Annotated in this window: 23 protein-coding genes and 1 tRNA gene; 15 read left to right on the top strand and 9 right to left on the bottom strand. The window is 69.4% G+C overall.

All coding sequences use genetic code 11. From position 1 onward, the window contains the following. Positions 1-539: 539 nt before the first annotated feature. The gene (gene wblA / locus ACIQGV_RS12835) at positions 540-878 is read right to left on the bottom strand and encodes a transcriptional regulator WblA (RefSeq protein WP_402493800.1); all 339 of its coding nucleotides are present in this window, start codon (positions 876-878) and stop codon (positions 540-542) included. 407 nt (positions 879-1,285) lie between these two features. On the opposite strand from wblA, the gene ACIQGV_RS12830 reads away from it, so the two are divergent. Next, positions 1,286-3,556: a transglycosylase domain-containing protein gene (locus ACIQGV_RS12830; RefSeq protein ID WP_402493797.1), complete on the top strand. Its 2,271-nt coding sequence runs from the start codon at positions 1,286-1,288 to the stop codon at positions 3,554-3,556. Between the two features lie 103 nt (positions 3,557-3,659). Here ACIQGV_RS12830 and ACIQGV_RS12825 read toward each other — a convergent pair whose 3' ends face one another. Further along, positions 3,660-4,124, bottom strand: coding sequence for a GatB/YqeY domain-containing protein (locus ACIQGV_RS12825; protein WP_402493796.1), 465 nt, complete (start codon positions 4,122-4,124; stop codon positions 3,660-3,662). 219 nt (positions 4,125-4,343) lie between these two features. Here ACIQGV_RS12825 and ACIQGV_RS12820 point away from each other — a divergent pair, with 219 nt between their 5' ends. The 7 genes from ACIQGV_RS12820 to ACIQGV_RS12790 all read left to right on the top strand — a co-directional run bounded on the left by ACIQGV_RS12820 (position 4,344) and on the right by ACIQGV_RS12790 (position 11,958). Next, positions 4,344-5,270: a metallophosphoesterase gene (locus ACIQGV_RS12820; RefSeq protein WP_402493794.1), complete on the top strand. Its 927-nt coding sequence runs from the start codon at positions 4,344-4,346 to the stop codon at positions 5,268-5,270. Between the two features lie 173 nt (positions 5,271-5,443). Further along, positions 5,444-6,232 (top strand): Pr6Pr family membrane protein, encoded by a 789-nt coding sequence (locus ACIQGV_RS12815; RefSeq protein ID WP_402493792.1) that lies wholly within the window; start codon positions 5,444-5,446, stop codon positions 6,230-6,232. 33 nt (positions 6,233-6,265) lie between these two features. Next, a tRNA-Pro gene (locus ACIQGV_RS12810) sits at positions 6,266-6,339 on the top strand. A gap of 243 nt (positions 6,340-6,582) precedes the next feature. Continuing rightward, complete coding sequence (locus tag ACIQGV_RS12805; RefSeq protein ID WP_402493789.1) at positions 6,583-7,263, top strand: DUF488 family protein; 681 nt, start codon at positions 6,583-6,585, stop codon at positions 7,261-7,263. A gap of 86 nt (positions 7,264-7,349) precedes the next feature. Next, a complete protein-coding gene (locus ACIQGV_RS12800; protein WP_283296058.1) occupies positions 7,350-8,168 on the top strand; it encodes a hypothetical protein in 819 nt (272 codons plus the stop codon). Between the two features lie 164 nt (positions 8,169-8,332). Then, entirely contained in the window at positions 8,333-11,005 is a 2,673-nt protein-coding gene (locus ACIQGV_RS12795) for an ATP/GTP-binding protein (RefSeq protein WP_402493786.1), read from the top strand. A gap of 56 nt (positions 11,006-11,061) precedes the next feature. Further along, positions 11,062-11,958, top strand: a complete 897-nt coding sequence (locus ACIQGV_RS12790) for a phosphorothioated DNA-binding restriction endonuclease (protein ID WP_402493785.1) — start codon at positions 11,062-11,064, stop codon at positions 11,956-11,958. A gap of 224 nt (positions 11,959-12,182) precedes the next feature. Here the strand turns inward: ACIQGV_RS12790 and ACIQGV_RS12785 are convergent, their stop codons facing one another. Continuing rightward, positions 12,183-12,566 carry a hypothetical protein gene (locus ACIQGV_RS12785; protein WP_402493783.1) on the bottom strand — a complete coding sequence of 128 codons (384 nt, stop codon included), beginning with the start codon at positions 12,564-12,566 and terminating at the stop codon, positions 12,183-12,185. 130 nt (positions 12,567-12,696) lie between these two features. Between ACIQGV_RS12785 and ACIQGV_RS12780 the strand changes: the two genes are divergently transcribed. Continuing rightward, positions 12,697-13,962, top strand: coding sequence for an IS701 family transposase (locus ACIQGV_RS12780; protein ID WP_402493780.1), 1,266 nt, complete (start codon positions 12,697-12,699; stop codon positions 13,960-13,962). Between the two features lie 422 nt (positions 13,963-14,384). Here ACIQGV_RS12780 and ACIQGV_RS12775 read toward each other — a convergent pair whose 3' ends face one another. From ACIQGV_RS12775 to ACIQGV_RS12765, 3 genes are all read right to left on the bottom strand, one after another. Next, a complete protein-coding gene (locus ACIQGV_RS12775) occupies positions 14,385-15,902 on the bottom strand; it encodes a LacI family DNA-binding transcriptional regulator (protein WP_402493778.1) in 1,518 nt (505 codons plus the stop codon). A 39-nt stretch (positions 15,903-15,941) separates the two neighbouring features. Continuing rightward, positions 15,942-16,268: a helix-turn-helix domain-containing protein gene (locus ACIQGV_RS12770; RefSeq protein WP_402493776.1), complete on the bottom strand. Its 327-nt coding sequence runs from the start codon at positions 16,266-16,268 to the stop codon at positions 15,942-15,944. A 125-nt stretch (positions 16,269-16,393) separates the two neighbouring features. Then, positions 16,394-16,651, bottom strand: a complete 258-nt coding sequence (locus ACIQGV_RS12765) for a helix-turn-helix domain-containing protein (RefSeq protein WP_402493773.1) — start codon at positions 16,649-16,651, stop codon at positions 16,394-16,396. A 475-nt stretch (positions 16,652-17,126) separates the two neighbouring features. On the opposite strand from ACIQGV_RS12765, the gene ACIQGV_RS12760 reads away from it, so the two are divergent. The 6 genes from ACIQGV_RS12760 (at position 17,127) to ACIQGV_RS12735 (ending at position 22,803) form a co-directional block, all read left to right on the top strand. Next, positions 17,127-17,981, top strand: coding sequence for a helix-turn-helix domain-containing protein (locus ACIQGV_RS12760; RefSeq protein WP_402493770.1), 855 nt, complete (start codon positions 17,127-17,129; stop codon positions 17,979-17,981). Positions 17,982-17,988: 7 nt separating this feature from the next. Next, the gene (locus ACIQGV_RS12755) at positions 17,989-18,675 is read left to right on the top strand and encodes a hypothetical protein (protein ID WP_402493769.1); all 687 of its coding nucleotides are present in this window, start codon (positions 17,989-17,991) and stop codon (positions 18,673-18,675) included. Between the two features lie 307 nt (positions 18,676-18,982). Beyond that, complete coding sequence (locus ACIQGV_RS12750; protein WP_402493766.1) at positions 18,983-19,900, top strand: DUF2637 domain-containing protein; 918 nt, start codon at positions 18,983-18,985, stop codon at positions 19,898-19,900. Between the two features lie 325 nt (positions 19,901-20,225). Continuing rightward, on the top strand, positions 20,226-20,630 hold the full coding sequence (locus tag ACIQGV_RS12745) for a plasmid mobilization protein (RefSeq protein ID WP_402493764.1): 405 nt from the start codon (positions 20,226-20,228) through the stop codon (positions 20,628-20,630). Between the two features lie 4 nt (positions 20,631-20,634). After that, a complete protein-coding gene (locus ACIQGV_RS12740) occupies positions 20,635-22,299 on the top strand; it encodes a mobilization protein (RefSeq protein WP_176162634.1) in 1,665 nt (554 codons plus the stop codon). Positions 22,300-22,410: 111 nt separating this feature from the next. Beyond that, entirely contained in the window at positions 22,411-22,803 is a 393-nt protein-coding gene (locus ACIQGV_RS12735) for a hypothetical protein (RefSeq protein WP_402493761.1), read from the top strand. A 123-nt stretch (positions 22,804-22,926) separates the two neighbouring features. Here the strand turns inward: ACIQGV_RS12735 and ACIQGV_RS12730 are convergent, their stop codons facing one another. The 3 genes from ACIQGV_RS12730 to ACIQGV_RS12720 form a co-directional block, all read right to left on the bottom strand. After that, a complete protein-coding gene (locus ACIQGV_RS12730) occupies positions 22,927-23,625 on the bottom strand; it encodes a hypothetical protein (protein WP_402493758.1) in 699 nt (232 codons plus the stop codon). Between the two features lie 97 nt (positions 23,626-23,722). Next, positions 23,723-24,193, bottom strand: a complete 471-nt coding sequence (locus ACIQGV_RS12725; protein WP_402493757.1) for a hypothetical protein — start codon at positions 24,191-24,193, stop codon at positions 23,723-23,725. Positions 24,194-24,286: 93 nt separating this feature from the next. Further along, a complete protein-coding gene (locus ACIQGV_RS12720; RefSeq protein WP_402493756.1) occupies positions 24,287-24,973 on the bottom strand; it encodes a DUF317 domain-containing protein in 687 nt (228 codons plus the stop codon). Between the last annotated feature and the right edge of the window lie 21 nt (positions 24,974-24,994).

The following is a 24,994-nucleotide window of genomic DNA, read 5'->3' as shown; positions in this document are numbered from 1 at the left end:
TTGGTGACGAAGCTCACACCGGGGCCCGCGCGGGCCCCGTGCACGGAGGTTCCGGCCGGGAACGCCGACGTGCGCCGTCCGGGGTCCGACGTCCGGGCAGTACGGCGCGGCAAGCCCGCGCCTCACCGCCCGGGGCCTGCCCCGTCCGCACCCACCGGCACCACCCGGACGGTCATCGTCCGGGCCCCGCCGACAGCGTGACGCCTCCACAGACCGACGCACGCACCCGGCCCGCGGCGCGCACCCGGACAGCCCCGCCCTGACCTCGGACGACGGCACAGACCACCGACGCCGGAACCCTGCGGACAGCCTGCACGGCCGACGGCCGAGTTCTCCCGGCGGCGCACATGACCGACGTCCGCCCGAGCTCCGCCGACGGCCCTCACGGCCGACGTACGAACTCCGCCGACGGCACAGGCCGCCGGCCCTCACACCCGGCCGACGCCACAGGCGCCGGAGCCGTACGCCCGACGGGTTCCGCAGGTGGCGGCCGCGTGCGCGTGACGGGTGACACAGGCGGTCGACGCCCGCGCCCGCCCTCAGCCCACCGCCGCGTAGTTCTCGTACACCTGGTCGTCGTCGAGGGGCACCAGGCCGGCCCCACGCTCGTACTCCGTACGAGCCGTCTCCAGCAGCCGGCGCCAGGAGGTGACGGTGGGCCGCCTGCGCAGCAGCGCGCGGCGTTCCCGCTCCGTCATGCCTCCCCACACGCCGAACTCGACGCGGTTGTCGAGCGCATCGGCCAGGCACTCGGTCCGCACCGGGCATCCGGTGCACACCGCCTTGGCCCTGTTCTGCGCTGCTCCCTGAACGAACAGTTCATCCGGATCGGTAGTGCGGCAGGCCGCCTGCGCACTCCAGTCGGTTACCCAGCCCATACCGGCGCCGTCCTCTCCCGAATCGAGGCTCCCCCACGGCGGCAGCGGCATATTCACCGCCGCCAGTTGAGGACGTTACGGAAGGTGGGGACAGCGCAACACCCCCTTCGGGCCCAATCTTGAATGGCCCGAACGGACTATGCGTAAGCGGCAGATCACCCGCGGGAGTGAGCTGGCGACATGCGGGACATTCCCGGCAGATCCGGATGGTTCAGTTGAGTCACACCGGATGTCCGGTGACACACGAGGTGGATTCGGACACGTCCCCGGCAGAGAGCCGGAGCCCGTCCGGAACGATTCGGGGTCGCCGGACGTATTGATACATGGCCGCACTGCTGTGACAGTTGTGAGCAGCTTAGGCCAAGGCATATACGCGTGTCCGGCGAATGAGAACGTAGGCTGCCCCTATGCCAAAGAAGCCCTCAGGCGGTGGTCTGTCGCCCGCGCAGCAGGCCGCCAAGTTCCTCGGTGTCAGTGTGCTCGCCGGTGCGGTGCTGGCCGGTATCGCGCTGCCCGCCGTCGGCGCGCTGGGGCTCGCGGCCAAGGGGTCGGTGGAGAGCTTCGACGAGCTCCCGGCCAACTTGAAGACGCCGCCGCTGAGCCAGCGCACCTCGATCCTCGACGCCCAGGGCGGCACCATCGCCACGGTGTACTCACGCGACCGCACGGTGGTCGAGCTCAAGGACATCTCGCCGTACATGCAGAAGGCGATCGTCGCGATCGAGGACGCCCGCTTCTACCAGCACGGCGCGGTCGACCTGAAGGGTGTCCTGCGCGCGCTGAACAAGAACGCGCAGAGCGGCGGCGTCGCCGAGGGTGCCTCCACCCTCACCCAGCAGTACGTGAAGAACGTCTTCGTCGAGGAGGCCGGCGACGACCCCACCAAGGTCGCGCAGGCCACTCAGCAGACCCTCGGCCGCAAGATCGCGGAGCTGAAGTACGCGATCCAGGTGGAGGAGGAGCTGGGCAAGAAGAAGATCCTCGAGAACTACCTGAACATCACGTTCTTCGGCCAGCAGGCGTACGGCGTCGAGGCCGCCGCCCAGCGCTACTTCTCCAAGCACGCCAAGGACCTCAAGCTCCAGGAGGCCGCGCTCCTCGCCGGCATCGTCCAGTCGCCGAGCCGGTTCGACCCGGTCAACGACGAGACGGAGGCCACCAAGCGGCGCAACATCGTGCTCCAGCGCATGGCCGACGTCGGCGACGTCTCCCAGGCGGAGGCGGACGCGGCGAAGGAGGCCCCGCTCGGCCTGAAGGTCAAGCAGCCCAAGAACGGCTGCATCACCGCCGTGAAGGGCGCGGGCTTCTTCTGCGACTACGTCCGCAACGTGTTCCTGACCGACCCGGTCTTCGGCAAGACCAAGGAGGACCGGGCCAAGATCTGGAACCAGGGCGGCCTGACCATCCGCACGACGATGGACCCGCAGGCCCAGGACTCGGTCCAGCAGTCGGTCAAGGACCACGTCAACAAGAACGACGAGGTCGCGACCGCGGCGAGCATCGTCGAGCCCGGCACCGGCAAGATCCTCGCCATGGGCCAGTCCCGCCCCTACGGCTTCGGCAAGAACGAGACGCAGATCAACCTCTCCGTCAACCAGGCCATGGGCGGTGGCCTCGGCTTCCAGCCCGGTTCGACGTTCAAGCCGATCGTGGCCGCGGCCGCCATCGAGGGCGGCATGCCGGCGACGAAGATGTACGGGTCGCCGTACGAGATGGAGTACCCGAACCCGGTCCAGGCATGTGACGGCAAGACCTGGAACGAGAAGGGCGTCACCCTCACCAACGAGAACGAGTCGGAGTCCGGCCCGTACGACATGAAGGAGGCGACGGCCAAGTCCGTCAACACCTACTTCGTGGAGATGATCAGCGAGGTCGGCATCTGCCCGGTCACCGAGATGGCCAAGAAGATGGGCGTCGACCGCGCCGACGGCGGCAAGCTGGAGCAGGCGCCCTCGATCGCCCTCGGCACGCAGGAGATGTCCCCGCTGACCATGGCGAACGGCTACGCCACCTTCGCCTCGCGCGGCATGTACTGCACGCCGGTCGCCATCGAGTCGATCAGCCAGCGCATCGGTGGGGAGACGAAGTCCCTGGAGGTCCCGAAGTCGACCTGCTCGCGCGCGATGTCCGAGACGACCGCCGACACCGTCAACACGCTGCTGCGCGGTGTGGTCGAGGACGGTACGGGTACGCAGGCCGGTCTGGACAGCCGCCCCAGCGCGGGTAAGACCGGTACCACCGACGAGCGCTACGCGGCCTGGTTCGTGGGCTACACCCCGAACATGTCGGGCGCGGTCTGGGTCGGCGACCCGGCGCACGAGCGCAAGATGGAGGGCATCTCCATCGGCGGCGTCTGGCACGACAAGGTCTTCGGCGGCCAGGTTCCCGGCCCGATCTGGAAGTCCATGATGTCCGGCGCCCTGGAGGGCAAGGACACCCCGGACTTCACCTACGTCAACATCCCCGACCCCCCGAAGGAGAAGGAGAAGGACGACGAGGACAAGGGCCGTGACAGGGACAAGGGCCGTGACGACGACGGCAACGGCGACGACAACGGCCTGATCGGCGGCGACGTCTTCCCGACTCCCTCGTTCTCCCTCCCGGAGGGCTTCGTCCAGGGCAACGACGGCGGCCCCGGCCAGGGCAACGGGAACAGCACCGGCGGCGCCTTCCCGTAACCCTCCGGCGGACACAGCGCACACGGCAGTGGGGGCGCCCTTCTCACGAAGGGCGCCCCCACTGCCGTACTCCGCGGCCATGTGTCCGCGGGCTCGTCCGCGGTCAGCCCGCGAGCAGCTTCTTCACGACGGAGGCGACACGGCCGCCCTCGGCCTGGCCGGCCACCTTCGGGTTCACGATCTTCATGACGGCGCCCATGGCCCTCGGCCCCTCGGCACCGGCGGCCCTGGCCTCCGCGACGGCCTGGGAGACGATCTGCTCCAGCTCCTCGTCGGACAGCTGCTTGGGCAGGTACGTGGCGAGGACCTCGCCCTCCGCCTCCTCCTGCGCGGCCTGCTCGGCACGACCACCCTGCGCGAACGCCTCCGCGGCCTCACGGCGCTTCTTCGCCTCGCGGATGATCACCTTCTGGACCTCGTCGTCGGAGAGCTCGCGCTTCTCCTTGCCCGCGACCTCCTCCTTGGTGATCGCGGCGAGCGTCATCCGCAGCGTCGAGGAGCGCAGCGCGTCGCGCGCCTTGATCGAGGCGTTGAGGTCTTCCTGCAGCTTCGACTTGAGCGTGGTCATGGCCTGATTGTCGCAGGTACGGCAGGAGGATCGCCCGCGCATTTAGCGGGGCGGGCCAAGAGGGCGGCGGGAGGGGGTGGTTGAGGTGCGAGGCGGACGGAGCCGCCGGGGACGGGGCCACGGGACGGCGTACGGGCCGGGGAGGCACAGGTCGGGGGCGTACGGGGGCACGCGGGGCGGGCGTGCGGGGCGGGTGCCCAGGTCTGACACGATGGGCGCATGCGCGCGCGATACGGAGTACCCCTCGGCATCACGGCGGTCGGGGCCGCCGGCCTTCTCTACTCGGCGGGTTTCGAGGCCCGCTCCTTCCGTCTGCGACGGGTCACCGTCCCGGTGCTGCCCGCGGGCATGCGCCCGCTGCGCGTGCTGCACGTCTCGGACATCCACATGGTCGGCGGCCAGCGCAAGAAGCAGCGGTGGCTGCGGTCGCTGGCGGGGCTGCGCCCGGACTTCGTGATCAACACCGGCGACAACCTCTCCGACACCGAGGCCGTGCCGGAGGTGCTGGACGCGCTGGGGCCGCTGATGGAGTTCCCGGGGGCGTACGTCTTCGGCTCGAACGACTACTACGGCCCGAAGCTGCGCAACCCCGCCCTCTATCTGCTGGAGAAGATGCAGGGACGGCACGGCCTCAACGGCAACCCGCCGGCCGTGGGCGTGATCCACAACCCGTGGGAGGACCTGCGGGACGGCTTCGACGCGGCGGGCTGGCTCAACCTCACGAACACGCGGGGTGTGCTGAAGACCGAGGGCGTGTCGGTCGAGCTGACCGGCGTGGACGACCCGCACATCAAGAGGGACCGGTACGCGCGGGTGGCCGGCGGCCCGTCCGGCGAGGCGGACTTCTCGATGGGCGTGGTGCACGCGCCGTACCTGCGCAGCCTGGACTCCTTCACCGCCGACGGCTACCCGCTGATCCTGGCCGGCCACACGCACGGCGGCCAGATCTGCCTCCCCTTCTACGGCGCCTTCGTCACCAACTGCGACCTGGACACCGGCCGGGTGAAGGGCCTGTCGACGCACACGGCCGAGGGCCGTACCGCCCACCTGCACGTGTCGGCGGGCTGCGGGGCGAACCGCTACACCCCGGTGCGGTTCGCGTGCCCGCCGGAGGCGACGCTGCTGACGCTGGTGGGACGGAAGTAAAGGACCTGCGACCGACGGAACGCCGGGGCGTCCGAGGCGAGCGGTACGGACAGGACGGGCGGAACGACCGGGGCAGGTGGGACAGCCGGGGCAAGCGGGACGACCGGTACGGGACGTAACCCGTATGGGTCACCCATATCGCCCGCCATGTCGCTTCTGCCTAGCTTGAGGTCATGACCGCCCCGATACCCAGGGACATCCCGGACCTCCCCGCGATCCCGGGCATTCCCGCGCTGCCGCCCTCGCCCGTCCCGGCCTCGGCCGTCGTGGCACCGGTACGCCGGCCCCTCACCGCGGCCTTCCGCCTCCTGACCGCGCTGCTGGCCGCTGGCGGCGTGGCGGTCGAGCTGATGCTGGGCAGCCCGCCGCGCGTCCTGAGCTTCTTCACCGTCCAGGCCGCGATCCTGCTGGCCCTGGTCACGGCCGCCTCGGCCCGCCGCGCGTGGAGCGCCCGCCGCCCGCTGCCGGGAGCCCTGACGGGCGCCGCGCTCCTCTACGTCGTGATCGCCGCCCTGGTGTACCACCTGCTGCTGGCGGACGCGGCGACCCCGTTCTCGATGACGGACCCCTCCGCGGCACCCACGGGATGGCACGCCGCCGGAAATCACGTCCTGCACACCGTGGTCCCCGCGGCCGCGGTCCTGGACTGGCTCCTGCTGACCGCCCCGGGCCGGCTGCACCTGCGCCAGGCATCGACATGGATGCTCTTCCCCGTCGCCTATCTGGCCTTCTCCCTCGTCCGCGGCGAGCTCCTGCTGCCCGGCACCCCGGGCGGCCGCTACCTCTACGCCTTCCTGGACATCGACGCCCACGGATACAAGAGCATCCTCGCCAACGCCCTCCTCCTGGGCCTCTCCTTCTACGCTCTCGCGGTCCTCCTCGTGACCCTGGACCACCTGCGCCCGAACCTGATCCGCCACCGCGCCAAAACCGGATTTCGTCTCCAGCCACCAGTGGGCTAAAGTAAACGTCGTCGCCGCGAGAGCAGCGACGATCGGGGTGTAGCGCAGCTTGGCAGCGCGCTTCGTTCGGGACGAAGAGGTCGTGGGTTCAAATCCCGCCACCCCGACAGTGAAGTACCAGGTCAGGGGCCTGATCCAGTTGATGGATCAGGCCCCTGAGTTGTTCCTGGAGATCGCTTGGGAGAAATCTGGGAGAAGATCTTGGTCGGGTTCTCCCAGTGGGTGACTGGTGAGGCCGTCTGAAGTGCGGCGGCTTAGGGCACTCGGACCTGCGCGTTCGCGAATCCAGCCTAGTAGTCGGCCGGGAACACCATGCCCGCCCGCCTCAACCGCCCTTAGGATCACGACACATGGCAAGCCATCACTCAGCGCGTCCCCACGACCACGCCCGAGCACTCGCCCAGCGCGTGCGAGCGATGCGGGAGGCTCGAGGATGGTCGCGGGAGCGGCTCTCCAAGGAAGCTGGCATCGCCGTAGGAACGCTGGCCCGTCTGGAGAGCGAGGGAGCGATCCAGCCAGGTTTCTTCACCGTCGGAGCAGTCGCCGAGGCACTTGAAGTCTCCCTCGATGAACTCTTCCAGGAGACCAAGGTCGCTCCCGGCCTCTGGTCCGCTGGGTACGAAGGCCGGGACATCGACTCGTTCGTCTCCTCTCTCCTCGACAGCCGTATTGATGTCGTGGCGGACGTACGACTTACACCGATCAGCCGCAAGAAGGGCTTCAGCAAGACTCGGCTCGGGCAGGCACTCGCCGAGGCCGGCATCGAATACACCCACCTGCGTGGCCTGGGCAATCCCAAGGACAACCGGGCGCCGTTCTGGGAGGGCCGCCTCGACGTAGGCCGGGCTCGGTTCCGTGGAGTGCTGCGGTCCGAGGAAGCGCAAACCGATCTTGAGCGCCTCGCAGAGCATGCCCGGCAGTCCCGGGTCGCGGTGCTGTGCTTCGAGAAAGACGAAAGCCGCTGCCACCGACAGGTCGTCCTAGAGACGGTCCGCAAGCGGGCCGCCGTGCCCGTAATTCCCCTGGCCTGACTTCGCCCCTCGCTCCTGTACGCGCCCTTGCCGCTGGCGCATGCCTCTCCTCCAATCGGATCGGGAGATCAGTGGAGGGGGCAACCATGGGATCGGGGATTTGGCAGCGCGCACGGATCATGATCACGGTCAAGACCTATCCGGAACTGTCCGCGAAGTACCACGAGACGAGCTGCGTGGCCGGCATACGGCTCGACCAAGGGGCGCCCCAGCATGTGCGGCTCTTCCCGGTTCCGTTCCGGCTGCTGAACGAAGAAAGCCAGTTCGCCAAGTACTCGATCGTCGAGGTCGATGTGCAGCGACACCATGGGGACCGCCGTCCCGAAAGCTTGCGCCCCAATCTGCAGAGTCTCAAGGTCATCGAGCGCCTCGGGACAGCGGACGGCTGGCGCGAACGCTTCTCGCATGTGCAGCCCCTCGTAGCGCCGTCCCTGTGCTCCATAAAGCGGGACCAGGAGCTTCGGGGAACGTCGCTTGGCGTCTTCCGCCCAGCGGAGTTCACCGGCTTCCGCTTCGCTCCTGCCGAGCCCTGGCCAGCTTCGAAGGCGGCCCTGGCAGATCAGTTGGATCTACTCGCACAGGACCTCCGCCAACTGGAGTGGGTGCCACTTGAGTTCCGGTACAGCTTCCGATGCGCGGATCAGGAGTGCGCTGGTCACGACATGGGGCTGAGGGACTGGGAGGCGGGCGAGTCGTACCGCAAGTTCTTTCGCCACTACGGGAAGGACGGCGTGGAGGAGAAGCTTCGCGAGCGTTGGTTCGACCGGATGGTCACTGCGGAGAAGGCCGTGCACTGCTTCGTCGGGAACGTCGCGGCCCGCCCCAAGACGTTCCTGCTGCTGGGCCTGTTCTACCCGCGACGGGATGTCGTCGAGAACTTCCAGGAGAGCCTGTTCGACCTGTGAGGGTGAGTACGCAGGATGGGGAACCCATGTCACCGTCCCCTGACCGAGGCCGTCGGCTGAACTGCCGCGTGCCGGATGCGGCCTGCGGACCTGTCTGGATGCGGGCATGCCATGCTGTCGTCAACGGAGCGTCGCTCGCGTTCAGTTGATCGTCAGGGGGAGCTGTGGCAGGGCGGGATCTTCGCACGTTGTTCAGCTCGAACGACCGGAGCATCGCCGCCAGCGAGGCGTTCACGAACCGGCAGGCACAGTGGCAGGCCGTAACGGCCGGCCTCGCCGAGCACATACGGCACGTGACCCGTGCGGACTTCGACGTGGAGGACCTGGAAGCTCCCCGCCACAACATCCTCGTGTTCCACGGTGTGGGCGGGATCGGCAAGTCCACGCTCTCCCGAAAGATCGAGGCATCGCTGGCCCGCAGCGAGCACCGCCCGGCGCAATGGGAATCGCCATCCCACCCCGAAGAGCGGACCCTGCCAGTTCGTATCGATCTCGCGCGCGCCGCGGGTATGGATTTCGAGCGCGTCATCCTCACCATCCGTCTTGCCGTCGCCGCGCTCGGCCGGCCACTGCCCGCCTTCGACCTCGCCCTGCGCCGCTACTGGGAGCACAACCACCCGGGCGAATCGATCGAGGACTACCTGCGCCGGGGCGGGCTGCTGAGCCGCTTCAGCGCCGCTGCCGCCCTGCCGCAGCAGATGCAGTCCGCCCTCAGCGATGTCGCCCAGGCTCTGCTCCTGCCCGGCACAGTCGGCAGTGCGCTCGGGCACGGGGCCGGAGCGCTCATCAAGGCGTTACGCGAACGGCGCCAGTCTGTACGCGCCCTCGCCGGCTGCTCACGCCTGGCCGACCTCCTGGAGGCCGAGCCCGACCTGGAAGCCCTGAGCTTCTACCCGCACCTCCTCGCCTGGGACCTGGCCCAAATCCCCGTCGGCAAGAGCGCACTGCCCGTGATCCTGCTGGACACCTTCGAGGACACCGGCGACCGCACGCACCGCGACTTCGAGCGTCTGCTCCAACGCACCGTGTGGTTGATGCCCAACGCGTTCTTCGTCGTCACCGGACGCAACCGCCTCCAGTGGGGAGAGACGAGCCTGGAGGGGCAGGTCGACTGGACCGGGCCGCACGCGTGGCCCGGTCTCGCAGCCGACACGGCACATGTGGGGCGAGCTATATCGGGCCGTCAGGTCCTGATCGGCGACTTCTCTCCCGAAGACTGTGAGGACTACCTGGTCCGCAGGCTGAGCCGCGACGGGCAGCCGCTGATCGACGAACCGGTCCGCCGGATCATCACCGAGCGCTCGCACGGGTTGCCTCTCTACCTGGACCTGTCGGTCATGCGCTACCTGGAACTCCGGCGCGGCGGCAGACAGCCGCAGTTCACCGACTTCGACCACGACTTTCCCGCCTTGATCGCCCGTACCCTCAGCGACCTGACCGCCGATGAGCGCCACGTGCTCCGCTCGGTCAGCCTGCTCAGCGCGTTCTCCGTACCCCTGGCCACCCAAGCCGCCGGAATGGACCACGACGCGCCCGCCCTACGGCTGACCGAGCGCCCCTTTATCCGGGAGTCCTCCTCCGGTGTGTGGCCCTTCCACGTCCACGACCTGATCCGCTCCGCCATTCGCAACGCAGACGACAGCAGTGACGACCGCTGGTCGGAACAGGACTGGCGGCGCGCGGCCAGGCGAGCCTTCCACGCACTGGAATCACAGTGGCGCCAGGACCTGCGACACGATCGCGCAGTCCTGGTCGGCTGTCTCCAGCAAGGACTGCTCCTCGCACGGGACTTCCGTCTCAATCTCGGCTGGCTCGCCGATGCCGCATTCCAGTACGTGGGGGACTCCGTCTGGGAACCACTGGCGCTTCCCGCCGCCGATGCCACGTCGTCAGGTGGTCTGCAGACCTCGGCAGATGCCCTGGTCGAAACGCTGAGCGCCATCGCCCGGCGCCAGCACGAGCACCGTGAACGCACGTCCAGTCGGCTCTCGGTCGTCCTCGCCTCGGAGCTGCTCCCCGATGACCTGGTCGAACTGGCCACGTACTACCTGGCGAAGGCCCAGCGAGACCTCGGTCTGACCGACTATTCGCGTCGCGGGATGCAGCGCGTCGCTTCAGCCGGGGGTCGGCTCTCTTCCGCGGCTCGGCGCGGCCTGGCACACCTAAGCCGCCTGTCCGGAGACTTCCCGACCGCGGTCGAAGCCGCGGGGAGACTGGGCTGGGAGGGGAGGCACCATCGGGTGTTGGGGGACGTGTGGTGGGTGCAGGGTGACATGGAGCGGGCGGTAGCCGCCTACCTGGCAGGCCGGAGCGACGCCGAGGAGCACGGTGTGGTCGGCGAGACCGCCATGGTGCAGGCGCATCTCGCCTTCGCCGTCTCCTTCTCCGATCCGCTTCGGGCCGATGACGAACTCGATCTGGCGGAACGGCTGTTGTCCCACCTCAGCCTGCGCTCCAGTGAGATGACCGCTCGCATCGCCGTGCTCGTACGCGACGCCGGGTTCGCCGCCGACCTGCCCGGCCGGGCGGCCGTACTGCTCGCCGAAATCGGTGTCTCCGGCATTGCCTACGCCGCGGCGAAGCTGCAACTGGCCCTGTGCTTCCACCACGCCGTCCTCGACGCCCAGGACGGCCTCGCCACCGCGATCACCCGCCTGCGCGAACTCACGCAGAGCGGCGACTACGCCTACTACGTCGACATCGCCCACTTCATGGCCGGCCTTCCGCTTCCCGAGCACACCGCGCGAGCACGGTGGATCGACGGAGAACAACAGACCCGCGAACGATGGCGCCACCTGGTGACGACACGTCGCGATCAACTCGCCACGGCTCGTTAGGCTTTCCCCACATGCGCAGATCGCCGGTCGACGTGGCGCGACTACGATCGCCTGTCATGGACTGGCTGGAGCGCACCGCGGAACTGAGGCAGTGGACCAGAAGCGGGACCCGCGCTCCGCACAAGCCGTTGCTGTTGCTGTACGTGCTCGGTCGGTTCCAGCAGGATGCCGCCGGCGAACTGCGGTACAGCGCGGTGGAGGAGGATCTGCAGCGGCTGCTGACCGAGTACGGGCCGCCGAACAGGACGACTCCGGCATACCCGTTCCACCACCTGGTGAGCGACGGCGTGTGGGAGGTGCGCACCGATCGCGGACCGGGCAGCCCCGGCAGCGGGGTGCGGGAGTTGCGGGCCGCGGGGGCCGCTGGGCGACTGGCGCCGGAGCTGCGGGCGGCGCTGCGGCGGGAGCCGGAGCTGCTCGGCCGGATGGCACGGGTCCTGCTCGACCTACACTTCCCGCCTTCCCTCCACGGCGACCTGTGCGAATCCGTCGGCCTGGAGCTGGAGCCAGCGGAGACCGGACAGCTCTCGGCCGCCGTGCGGAGGCGGCGGGATCCTCGGATGCGGGAGCGGGTCCTGACGGCCTACGAATACCGGTGCGCATTCTGCGGCTACGACGGCAGGATCGGCGCGGTGCCGGTCGGGCTGGAGGCGGCGCACGTACGCTGGTGGGCGTTCGACGGCCCTGACGACGTCGACAACGGGCTGTGCCTGTGCTCGCTGCACCACAAACTCTTCGACAAAGGCGTCCTCGGTGTCGGCGACGGCCACCGCATCCTGGTCTCCCAGCGCTTCGTCGGCCACAGCCCAGCCGCCCGCGAACACGTCATCGCGCTCGCCGACCGCCCACTCATCGGACCTCAACCAGGCGCCCACCCCGTCGCCGCGATCCACCGCTCCTGGCACACCAGCCAGGTCTTCCACGGCAGCCCACGCCCCGCCACGGCCGCCTGACCGTCGAATCGTCGACCGCGACCTACTGGTAAGGAGTGCATCGCCACCCGCCGAGGATCCTCCGTCAGATGCCGTTGATCTTTCGGCCGTAACTGCCGACGCCCTGGCTAAAGCTGTCGTGTGCGCAGGATTTCGAAGGTCCTGCGCACACGATGAAGCACCCGTGGAAGACCGAGCCCTTTCGAGGCCCGTTCACCTGGCCGGAGGGATCCGTTCTGGGGTGCTCAGTTCATCCGCTTCAGGTCCCGGGCGCTCATGCCGAACAGCACATTCGGCTGCTCGTACTTGAAGGTGTAGCCGGCGACGAGAGCGGCCGCGATGAACACACCATTGGTGACGTACCTGCCGGTTGCCCGCTGCATCACGTGTTTCACGGTGTAGCTGCTGACGGTAGGGGTCTTGATCGGCGTGATGTTCTCGCGCAGCCACGCTGCGGTCTCCATCACCATGACCACGCCTCCGGCCAACTCCTCGCGGCCGACTGCGAGTTCGGTCCGACGCTGCTCGGCCGTTTTGCGAAGCGGATTGAAGACGCCGATGCCGAAGGAGTTGAGCCGCGGATGCTGCTGCATCACCTCGGCCAAGGCAGCGATCTGTCGGCGGGCCACCAGATACGCCGCTCCGGTGGTTGCCTGGTGGGCGTGAATCTCAGCCTTGCGGCGACGGTCCCTAGTAGTGCTTGGTCAGGTCGGTTGTGGTGATGCGTGTCCTGCTGGCCCGGTGTGACGTTGAGAGTGTGTGACTCCGGACGAGATTGCTTTGGTGCGTGGTGAGTTGGAGACGTTCGCGGCGGAGGTGTTCGAGCCGTTCGCGCGCAAGGATCAGCGTCGGTGGGGGCAGGTCTATCTGCGCGGGCTGCTGACCGACGGGCAGCGTAAGTCGGTCGAGCCGATGGCCGCCCGCCTGGGTGAGGACGGCAACCGTCAGGCACTGGCCAACTTCATCACCACCAGCCCCTGGAACCCGGCACACATCCGCGCCCGGCTCGCCTGGCGGATGGAGGAAGCGATCGGACCCGACGCCCTGGTCTTCGACGACACGGGGTTCCTCAAGGACGGGAGCGCCTCGGCGTGCGTGTCGCGGCAGTACACCGGCACGGCCGGCAAGGTCACCAACTGCCAGGTCGGCGTCTCGCTCCACCTCGCGTCCGACCATGCCTCGGCGGCGGTCGACTGGCGGCTGTTCCTGCCCCGGACCTGGGATCCCGCCTCGCCGGAGGCCGATGCGGACAAGGTCGCCCGCCGCGCCGCCTGCGGTATCCCGGACGACGTCGGGCACGTGGAGAAGTGGCAGCTGGCCCTGGACATGCTCGACGAGACCCGCTCCTGGGGCATCGAGGTGCCGCTGGCCGTCGCGGACGCCGGATACGGCGACGCCGCCGCGTTCCGGCACGGACTGCAGGAGCGCGGCCTGAACTACGTGATGGGGATCTCCAGCACGCTGTCGGCCCAGAGCGCCGACGCGGTGCCGGTGGCCGGGCCTTACTCCGGGGCGGGACGGCCACCGGTGGCGAAGTATCCCGACAGGCCACGCTCGGTGAAGGAGCTGGTGATCACGGCGGGCCGGAAGGCGGCCCGGCCGGTGCAATGGCGGGAGGGCTCCCGGCCCGGCACCGGCCGATCCGGCCGCAAGCGGATGTATTCCCGCTTCGTGGCCCTGCGCATCCGGCCCGCCGGACGCGAGGTCCGCCGGCATGCCGACGGCCCGGAACTGCCCGTCTGCTGGCTGCTGGCCGAATGGCCCGCCGGCGAGAGCGAGCCGGTGCAGTACTGGCTGTCCGACCTGCCCTCCGGCATGCCCCTGACCACGCTGGTCCGCCTCGCCAAGCTCCGCTGGCGCATCGAGCACGACTACCGGGAGATGAAACAGGCCCTGGGACTCGCCCACTTCGAGGGCCGCACCTGGAAGGGCTGGCACCACCATGTCACCCTCGTCTCCGTCGCGCACGCCTTCTGCACCCTGCAACGGCTGGCCCGGGCCCCAAAAGACGCGGCGCCGGTCTGAGCCTCTACCAGGTCGTCCGTGAGCTACAGACACTCCTCGTCCTCTGGACCGGCGCCTGCCCCACCTGCCACCGCGACATACCCACACCCCTACGAACCTGACCAAGCACTACTAGTCATCGTGTGCTCCATCTGACGGGACGCCCCACGTCCACCCCACCGCGGATACTTGGATGACCTGGCGGAACGCTGCTGCGCGATTCGGGGAACCTTGTCTTCGCCGCCATGATGGACGTGGGCCATCATGACTCGGAGCGGGCAGGCGCGATCTGCCATGCACAGCGTACGCCCCTTCCCAACCCGTCCCGGCAAATCGGGGAGATCCGCCGCGCCATACCAGTACCACCGCCAAGACCACCGAACCGCACACGTCGCGCGCTAGAGGGGCTCCATTCGAGGTAACCGGAGCCCGTCTCCCGACCATCAGGCCATCGTCGTGGCGCGAGCGCGCAGCAGCCGATCGAGTACGGCGACCGGCGATCGCGGGTGCAGGCCACGCCGGGCATCGAGCGCCGCATCCCACTGCTCGGTCAGGCCGGCCTTGAGACGCTCGCGCATGCCAGGGGTCACGTGGGCGTAGCGGGCCGAGACCGAGCCGTCGATGTGGCCCATACGCTCGTCCATCAGCACCTTCTCGGTGCCGAGGTCTTCCATGTGCGTGCGATGGGAGTGGCGCAGGCCATGCGGGGTGAGTCCTCTGGCGACGGGCAGCCAGCAGGCGTCGGCCCGGCCACGGGCGTTGCGGCCTCGGACCGGGATGCCGGGCCAAGGCTCGCCGAGCAGCGGGACTGGGCGGGCCTCCTGAGGTGCCTTCTTCGGGTACCAGCCGGAGGTGGCCGGCGCGAACAGCCAGGTGGCGAAGCCGTTGCGGCGCCAGTGGGCGGCGTTCTCCGTCGGGACGCCTCCTCGGACGAACTTCAGCTCGGCTATGGCGCGTTCAACCCGGACGCGGGTGTCCTCTCGTACCCGCTCGGGGTGGTTGAGGACATTGGACACAGTGCCGCTGGAAACCTCCGCGCGGCGAGCGACGTCCACGAGCTTGGCGCCCGTGTGCCCACCGGTGCGAGCGGTGCCCTGGCCACGGAACACGTACCTCTTGCCGTGGCAGGCGCACGGCGTCGGCTTCGTACGGGCGATGTGGTCGGCGACCAGGGCCGACAACCAGTCCGTCACGTCGATGCTGCGGTAGCTGTCGTCCTTGGGCGGGCAGCGGATCAGCTCGCCCGAGTCCAGCTCGTACAACTGGTGCTCGACCCGTACGGCGTCAGGTCGTGCGAACTCGGTTTCCAAGCCGACGATTTCGCCCCACCGCATGCCTGTGTATCCCTTGAGGATCACGGCGACGAACTCGTCGTCGCGCCCGGACAGCAGGGCCGCGCGTTCGGCGATGAGCAGCAGGCCGAGCGGATCGGTGATGACCTTCTCGGGTCCCCGGTCGCGGGAACGGCCGGCGCGCTTGCCGCGTCCGCGTCGTTTGGTGGCCGGGTTGGCGGCGATGAGGCCCTCATCCACGGCGTCGGCCAGGATGAGGTGGAGCGTCGAGCGCCAGGTCTTGACACTGGATGCGGCGTAGACGGACTTCTCCCGCTTCTCCCAGGTGTCCACGTCTGTGCGGAGAATGCCAGCGAGGGCCTTGTCCTCGTACTCGGGGAGCAAGTGCTCCTCGATATGGCGCCGGTAGTTCTGCATGGTGGATGCGGCCAGGTCCTGGGCGTCATACCAGCGGCTGGCGTACTCGCCGAAGGTCTCCTGTCCGGCGGACGGGTCGCGCCAGGTGCCGCGCCGGACCTTGGCCTCTTCCTCGTCTGCGGCCTGCTTCGCCTCGCGCTTCGTGGCGAATTTGACCACCGCACCCGTCGGGTCGGCGACGGTGCCGTACTTGCCTTCGCTGGCCTTGTACCTGCCGCGCCAATAACTGCCGCGTTTCTCGGCGAAACCCATGCCTCGTGCTCCCTCCTTCCTGTGGTCTGCCGTGTCGTGCTAGGCCGCCGTGCCGTACTGGGACCTGCGGGGTGGTCGGGCCTGGAGACGTTGCGCGGAGGGCATCGGGGACTGGGGCAGTCGCCCCGTACGCGATGACGTAGTTGTCGGCGCAGGCTGAGGCGTCCGGGGAGGGTTGCGCTGCGCAGACTGCGGGGCCGGCTCTTCGTGGATGCGGATGATCTCGGCGAAGTGTCCGGCGGTGAAGCGGTATGCGCGACCGACCCGCGTGTGCGGGATCAGGCGCCTTCGCGCACGGTCCTTGACCCACCAGGCAGAGCAGCCGAGCGTCTCGGCGATCTCTTCGGGGCGGTAGAGGCGGGGCAAGGATGCTTCGCCGTCAGCCCGGGGAAGCGGGCGTGGGAGAGCAGGTGGCGTTGCGGTGTGGTGCAAGAGGGGTGGGTCCTTACTCGGCTGTGGGATGGGACGAGCCTCGGCGGGGCGAAGGCGGTTCAGACTGCGCGGAGGCTGGGCAGAAGCGCAGGTGCCGGAACGTGGAGGGCCTCGGCGATCGCGACGAGGTCGTCGACGTCACATCGGCGCTGGGCGCGCTCGATACGGGACAACATGGTGTTGGACATCGGGTGGCCGAGGGCTGTCACACGGTCGGCCAACTGCCTTTGTGACAGGCCGCGTTCGGCACGGAGCATTTCGATGGCGCGGGCCGCCTGCATTCCTGCCGGCCCGATTTCCAATGAGCGTGGGGGCATGGCTCCAATTGAAAGGCTAGATCGCCGGTTTTGGTAACCGGCGATCGTCGGCTATGTTGCCCTCCGCGCCGTACGCTGCAGAGGGATTTCCGGGGGTCGGGAGGGGGAGCGGACGGGTGCGTCGATCGATGCCCTGACGTGCGGTGTTGTGTTGTAGCTTCCCCGGCGACGGTGCGTCAACGGCTTGCCGATGTGATACTTCTGGCTTCGCCTGACGGTCCGTTATTTCGGCAGCGGCGGATTCGGGTTTATAATTTTTGGAATGCCTGGCTCGTAGTAAGCGTTCGCCGTCAGCTGTCTGGTTTCTCGACGGGAATGCTGGACTTGTGCGGCATGGATGTGGCTGTCTTGGCTATACGACGCCACCAGCCCTCCCTCGCGCCTTCGGCCGGGGCGGTGGGCCAACCCCCTCCCTGTGCACCGCCCGACAAGGGCCGACTGCACTCCCATGCCCTGACCTAGGAGCCGCCGCCCGATGAGCTACGACGCCCGCGAATGGGTGTGGGACCACAGCCGCAGCAAGGGCACCGCCCGCATGGTTCTCGCCCTGATCGCCGACCGGTGCCGCGACCGGCACTGCGTCGCGTACGCGTCCGTGCCCACCCTCATGAAGCGCGCCAACGCCTCGCGTACCGCCGTACGCGACGCGCTCGCCAAGCTGATCGCCGACGGTGAGCTGGTGCAGCTCCCCGACCGCAAGGGACCAAGGGGAGAGACGTACTACTGCCTCCCAATCGCCGCCGAATTCCTGGCCGATGAGCACCGAGAGGGGGGCCGGATTCCGGCACCTCAAAGGGGTCGGAATCCGGCCCTCGGGGGGTCTGAATCCGACCCTGCCGAGCTCTTCGAGGGGGGATCGGAAACCAGCCCCGGGGAACAGATTCCGACCCCCCGGGGGTACGGATTCCAACCCGAGGGGGGTGCGGATTCCGACCCCCAGAACAGAAGAGAACCGAAGGTGAACGGTAGTAAGAGCAGCAGCAGCTCTGCTCCGCTCATCTCCGCCATCGAGTGGCAGATCGACGCGAGCGCCCGTGCCTGGCTGCAACGCGACGGGCATCTCGATCGGCTCGGCAAGCAGGGCCTGGACGCCGCCGACGCGAAGTGGCGCACCTTCAGGAGCTCGTGGGATCCCCGCACCGCCGACGCGTGGGTCGCCGACTGGCGTGCGTGGATCGCTCGGGAACGCACCCCCGCCCCCGGCCGCCCGAACCTCTACGCCCTGCCCGGCGGCACACCCGCCCCCGCCTCGTCCACCGGCATGACGCGCTCCGAGGCGCACATGGCCGCCCTGCTCGCCGCCCTCGACGAACCGACCGGAACGGAGTAGACCGCCTTTGGACCGACGCGAAGTCGCCGCCGTCCTCGCCTACATCGGGCGCCTCGACCCCCGCACCATCCCCGCCGACACGGGCAATGCCCGTGACCAGATCGTCCAGTGGCAGGAACTGCTCGACGACGTGCCCTTCGCCACCGCCCACGACTGGGACGTCCGCGAGGCGATACGGGCCCACGTGCTCGATTCCCCGTACCCGATCCTCCCGGTGGACGTCGCCCGCAAGTGGCGCGCCTACCGCCGCGACCGTCTGGACCGGCACACCGATCCCACTCCGGACGCTGATCCGGACGACCCCGCCGCCTGGCGCACCGAACTCCTCGGGACACGGCACGCCGTCGCCACCGGGATGGCCGCGCCCTCCTCGCACCGACAGCTCGCCCAGGGCCCACGCCGGGACATCGAGGCCCGCCTGGCCGTCGTCGGATCATCCATCCCGCCAGCCGTCCGCGCGGCACTCGCCCCCTACCGGCCCGCGCGTGCCGCCCGCGAGGCTGCCGTCGCGGCCGAACAGCCCGACGCGCTCAGGGTCCCCTGCCGGTGGTGCCACGCCGACAAGGGCGAGCCCTGCCGCAGCCGGCGCTTGGACCTCGACGGCCACGCCCGGGGCAACGCACCCCGCACGAGGCCGCACCCCACCCGTATGGACCTCGCCGTGGCGGAGCTGGCCCGGCAGGGCATCGCGTGACCGACGGCTGCCGTATCGGCGCCGGCGCCTGACCAACGCCCTCTCCGCCGCATCCCGCTCCCGCCCTCACCGCCCGTCGGCAGCGCCGATGCCATGCCCGTCGGCTTCCTTGGCCCCCCTCATGCCCACCCTGGAGATAGCTGACTTGCCCTCCCCCACCCCGTTGCCCCCAGCCGCCTTCCCCAGCTCCGACACCCATCGTTCCCGCTACACCCGGCTCCGCACTTGCCTCGACCGCCGCACGGTCGCACGTGCCGAGGGCCATCGCGCGAACCGCGGTGCACGATTCACCCTCGTCGTCGGCCTGATGGCCGTGGTCCTCATGGCCTTCCGAGTCTCCTGGAACGCCTTGTCCGACGTGGCCCGCGCCATCGGCGCCGACCCCACCGCCGCCCTGTTCTACCCGGTCGTGGTCGACGGGCTGATGGCCCTCGCGCTGATCGCCACACTCGTGCTGCCCGATGCCGACCGGAAGTTCGCACTGCGGGTCCTGGCGACCTACACGATCGCCAGTCTCCTGCTGAACTACGTACACGGCCTCACCCCGGCCCTGCACACCACGCCGACCCGGTGGGGCCGACTGACCGACTGGGACCCCGCGAACTGGACCCTCGTACTGCTGGCGACCTCACTCCCGGTCGGGTCGATCTACTTCGGGTCGGACCTCGTCGCGAAGGTGCTGCACCACCACCCCGAGTCGGCCGACTCTGCCGAAGCGGTCGGACGGCAAGCCGCACGGTCGGCCTCTGACCAGGCCGAATCGGCACCGCGGCAGCCGACCGAGTCGACCTCCGCAAAGGCTGCCAGGACGCCCGCGCCGAAGCCGACCGAGGCCACCCAGGCGGCCCCCACTACCCGACCGCTCCAATCGTCCGGCGCGGTTGAGTCGACCGAAACCGCCCCGCGCCGTGCGAGACGTCGGGCCCCCGCCACTGCCGAGTCGGCCACCGACCGCCCCCGCACCGACGACGAAGTCCTCGCCGAGGCCCGACGCCTGACCACCGACTGGAGCGCCGACCAGCTGACCGCACAGAGCCTGCGCACCAAACTACGGATCAGCCAGAACCGCGCCCGCGTCGTGCGTGACCAGCTGAAGGCCGAACGCACCGACCGGCCGGACCCCGTCGCCCACGACGACATCAAGGCCGAACCTCTCGACGGACCCGACGAAGCCGCCTCCGAACACCAGAGGCATCTCGACGTAGCCCCCGTCGGCGTCGCCTGACCCCCGCAAACGCGCGCACCGCACCGCCCTTCCTGCTCACCCCGTGCCCAGGGCCAGACCAGTCCGGGGCACGGGTTGCGCAGCGCGAAGATCCTGACAACAGCACCCCACGGAGCACCGATCCATGCACGAACCGAACTACCGACTCCCCACACCCCAACCGGAGATGACCACCAGCCTGAACAGCCCAGCAAGTTGTCGGATAAGGAGTCCTTATCCGGCCTCCACCCCGCAGGGGGTGGAGGCGTCCGGCGCCGAGGCGGCACCGGAGTCGGCCGGACCAGGGGGGCCAACCGGGACAGGGGCAGCCGAGTCGTCGTCGAGCGTGCCGCAGCAGCAGTCTGCCCCGCGTCGCCGTCTGCGTGACAAGCAGCTGCGCGAGCGCCGCGTCCACCCTCGCTACAACGACGACGAGTTCGCCCTCGTCGTGAATGCCGCTGCCCTGAGCGGCATGGCCCTTGGCGGCTACGTGGCCGAGTGCTCGCTCGCCGCCGCCCGCACCGACGACCCCACCGCAGCGGTCGCCGACTACCGCGCCATGGTCAAGGCGCTGATGGCCGCCAACGGACGGCTCGGCATGATCGGCAGCAACCTCAACCAGCTCACATGGCACCTCAACAAGGACGGTGCCTGGCCCCACCCCGACGTCGTCCAGCGGCTCCTGGCGCGCGTCGAGGCATCCATCGCCGAACTGGACACCGCCGTAGCCCAGGTCACTAAAGGGCGGTGAGTGGGTGATACCCAAGATCATCCTCAGCGCCGGCCCGCATGCTACGCGCCGTACGATCGGCTACCTCTTCGGCAAGGGCCGGGCCAACGAACACATCGACCCCCACCTGGTGGCCTCCTGGAACGGCTTCGCCCCCGACCCCGGCCGCAGCCCCCACCGCGATCCGAAGGACGCGATGGCCCAGCTCGTCGCCCAGCTCGACCAGCCCGTGAAGATGCTGGGGGACAAGGCACCCAAAGACATCGTGTGGCACTGCCCCGTCCGCGCCGCCCCCGAGGACCCGATCCTCACCGACGCCCAGTGGGCCGACATCGCCCGCCGGATCGTGGCCGCCGCCGGCATCGCCCCCGCCGGGGACGAGCACGCCTGCCGCTGGGTGGCCGTCCGCCACGCCGACGACCACATCCACATCGCCGCCACCCTCGTACGCCAGGACGGCCGCCGTCCCGAGCGCGGCTACGACCAGCGCGCCGTCCAGCGCGAGGCCCGCAGGATCGAAATCGATTACGGGCTCAGACGGTTGAAGCAGGGGGATGGCACCGGTGCCAAGCGGCCCACCAGCAAGGAACACTTCAAGGCCAGGCGTCTGGGCCAGGACGCCGCCACCCGTGACGTGCTGCGTCTGCGGGTGCGTCGCGCGGTCGCCGCCGCGGCCGACGAGGCCGAGCTCTTCGCCCTGTTGGAGGCGACGGACGTGATCGTGCGCCTCAAGCTCGGCCCCTCCGGCGATGCGCTGGGCTGCAACTTCGCCCTGCCCGGTGACACCAACGACAAGGGCGAGCCGGTGTTCTACGCGGGATCCACGCTCTCCCCCGACCTGTCCCTGCCCAAGATCCGCAAGAGCCTCGCAATCACCGGCTCCGAACCGGCCACCGCCCGGCCGGGCAACCCGTGGCACCAGGCCACCGCCGCCGCCGAACGCATCCCCCACCACCTCACCCACGACGACGACCACGCCGCCCAGGGCCAGCTCGTTGCCCTCGGTGCGACGCTGGACCTGCTGCCGGTCGCCGCTCCGGCCGCGCTGAGGGCTGAACTCGAACGCGCCGCAGCCGCCTTCGAGCGAGCCACGCGCTCCCGCATCACCGCCGACCTCGCCAGCACCCGCGCCCTACACCGCAGCGTCCAGGTGATCTGGCGCGACCGCCCACAGGAGCGTGACGGCACGGGGTTGGCGATGCTCCTCGACTCCGTCCTTACCGCCGTGGCGTTCGCCGTGCACTGGCACCGCACCCGCCAGCACGCCCAGCAGGAAGCCGCCGCCGCACAGGCACTCGTCCACCTGCAGACCGTGTACGGGCAGGTCGCCGAGCCGGTCCTGGCGGGCCTCGCCCAACGCACCCCAAGTGACCAGACCAAGCGTCGCTTCGCCCATCACCTCCAGGAGGCGGTGCCGGAGCACGCCGAGCGCATCCTCAACGACGTCTCCTGGGACGCGCTCGCCACCGTGCTCGCCGAGGCGGAGGCCGCCGGGCACAACGCGGCCACCGTCCTGGACCAAGCCCTCGGACAGCGCACGCTCGACGACGCCCACAGCCCGGCCCGCGCGCTGACCTGGCGCATACGGCGTCTCGGCGAGCGTCACGTCCCCAGCCCCCGCGCCCAGGCAGCAGCCCACCCCACAGTCGGCGTTCCGCTCCAGCAGCGGCCTCCCGCGCGGCGGCGCTGACCCGCAGGCGCGCGGACTGTAGCCGACGATCCCCGGCCACCGAAACCGGGGATCGTCCGGAGCATTCGTGCCCCAACCCCGACTCCCACTTCCCGGAAGGAACCCCCCTGCATGGCCCAGACCGAAATCCGCCCCCGCGTCGTCATCCTCCTCGCCGACGTGGATCCCTCCCGCTGCGATGAACTTGGTCGTCTGTACAACCGCGACGGCCGCCCGCTCACCGGCATCGAGCACGACCTGCTCTCCACCAGCACCTCGGACGAGATAGACATGGCGGTCGTGCACGGCCTGCCTGACGAGGCTGGCTGGATGAGCGAAAGCACCCTCGTGGGGAGGGCCCTCGTCAGCCTGTACATGAAGTACGCGTACCTGCTGCCCGACGACTCCCTGGACAGTGTCTACGACCTCATGACCGACGAGGACTACGCGGAGTTGGAACGCCTGTCCGACATCCACAGCACCCTGCGCGCGCCCGAAGGGCACGCCGAACTCGAAGAAGACTGACCACACACGGGCGGCACTTCAGGACTCCACCCACCGGCCGACACCCTCAGACCACGAACCCTGGCCCCACATGCCGAAGGCCCGACCGGAGACACCGGCCGGGCCTTCGGCATGCACGCGAACTCACGTGGTCACACGGGCTTTCGCCACCGCCTCCTCCACATGGGCATCGACCAGCGCGGGCGAACCCGAGACCACCGCAACCACCATCCCCACACGAACAGCGGTCTGCTTGACGACCTGGCTACGTCCTCCCGCCGTGAAGGTAAGCAGTTGGCCCCACTGCTCGTCACCCAACCTCGGGGCGGGCACCTCGTGGGCGGTGACCGTGACGGCCGTGCTGCCGGCGAGGACCCGGTAGCTGGAGCAGGAGGTCATCGCCTCGAAGATCAGGCCCACGCCACTGGAGAGCTTGGCCGCGGTGCCGCTGTACAACTCCTCAGAGACCTCCGAGCCGTTGCCGCTTGCGTAGGTGAAGGAGACCTTCGCCCGGCGCGGGAAGCCGAGGCTGCCGCCGGCCGCAGTGTCAGCGTCGAGTTCCTCCAGCGCGGGACAGCCGGTCACCTTGACGTCAGCGTGCCGACCGGGCAGCTCTGCCTTGCGGGCGTAGCCCTCGCCCAGGTCGCCCTCGTCGAGAAGCCGCTTGGCCAGCCCGGCTGAGGACAACGGCCCGGCAGCCGGGGTGTTCCTGCCCTCCTGGCGTCCGGAAACGGAGGCGGAAGACGTCGGGTCCGTGGCGCGGGTGCTGTCGTTGGAGCAGGCCGTCAGGACCAGGACGGACACAGTGCCGAGGCAGAGCGCGGCTGTGGTGGGAAAACGCATGTGGAACCCCCATGTTGGTGCGGAGCGAACGGTCTGACCAAGCCGGCTCTCCGGGGCCGGCGATGTGGAGGGGAAGGGAAGGGGGGTTTCGTGGGAGTCAGTGGCCGAGGTGGCGTAGCCCGTCCTCAAGGGTGGGGTGCCAGTGGTCGGCCGGACCGGAGTGGCGGTTGTACCAGGCCGCGTCCAGCCCCGGCTCCCGCGCCGTGTGGCCGGCACGGCAGCGTAGCCACACCGAGTCGTCGCGCAGGCAGAGGACAACCCAGTTCCGGTACGCGCCGCACGCGGGACACTCACGTACCTCGCCGTCGACGACGAGCGGCTGGTCCCAGCGCATCATGAACCCGGCGACGTCCTGGCGGGACGGCGCCCTGAATTCCGGCGGCAGGAAGTCGGCTTCCGGCGCAGCCTCCGCAGTGTCTTGGGTGGTAGCGGCGACCGGGTCGGGAGCATCGGGCCAGGGCATTTCGGTGTGCGTCTGCAGCAGCGCCTGGATCTCACGCTGAACATCACGGAACTCACGGTCGGCGCGAACACGGCACCGAAACATTCGGAACATACGGGTCTCCATCTCTGCCGTCTGGCGAGTGCGGGGAACCGGCCGCTCAGGGAAATCTGCGGTCGGCAAGGAGCGGCACAACAGCCACCCCTGGGGCGCGGGCCGTCAGCTGCGGCGGACGACCATGAGCCGGCCCTCGGCGTCCTTGGGCAAAGTGCGGCGGGACACCACGGCCAGCGAGGCCAGCGAGGAGGCGAAGGCGGCGACCAGATCATGGGGGACACCGGCGCTGAAACTGGCGCACCACAGATACGGGGCGCCGAGAACGGGTTCCGTCCACGCCTGCCAGCCCATCAAGCCGGGGCGCGGATCGGCGTCCTGGACGAGCGGCGGCTGCAGCCCCAGGGAGAAGGTGGCGGAGAACCCGGGGTCCATGGCGGTGGTGTGGGGACTGTCCAGGTCACGGACCCAGTCCTGGGCGCCAAGCGCGTTCAGGACCGTCTCGGGCCCCTCGTAGCCGATGTCGGGCGCCTCGCGGGTGTCGACCGCAACGAGGAGGTCGGCGAGTGCCTCATACGGGATACCGGCGGTGAAGTACGCGTTCCACGATGTCATCACGGAGTCGGCATCCGGGCGGGCACTCAGTTGCCAGGCCACCGGCAGCCCGCCCAGTTCGAACGGGTAGGCCGCGAGGACCCACTCGGCACCGCACAGCCCGTCCGGGCTCACGTACAACAGGGTGTCGCGGGAGGTGGGCCACATGCGCCAGCCGAGACCGGTCAGGGCGGACCCGATCTGCTCGGCGAGTACGCCGTCGTCACCAGCCAGGTGCCGAGGGGTGACCCAGTACAACGGCTCCTGCGAGTCGGGGCG

The organism is Streptomyces sp. NPDC093094 (assembly GCF_044754345.1).
In the GTDB taxonomy this organism is placed as follows: domain Bacteria; phylum Actinomycetota; class Actinomycetes; order Streptomycetales; family Streptomycetaceae; genus Streptomyces.
Note: the sequence above shows the minus strand (reverse complement) of the source record. Positions and strands in the feature narration are given on the sequence as shown.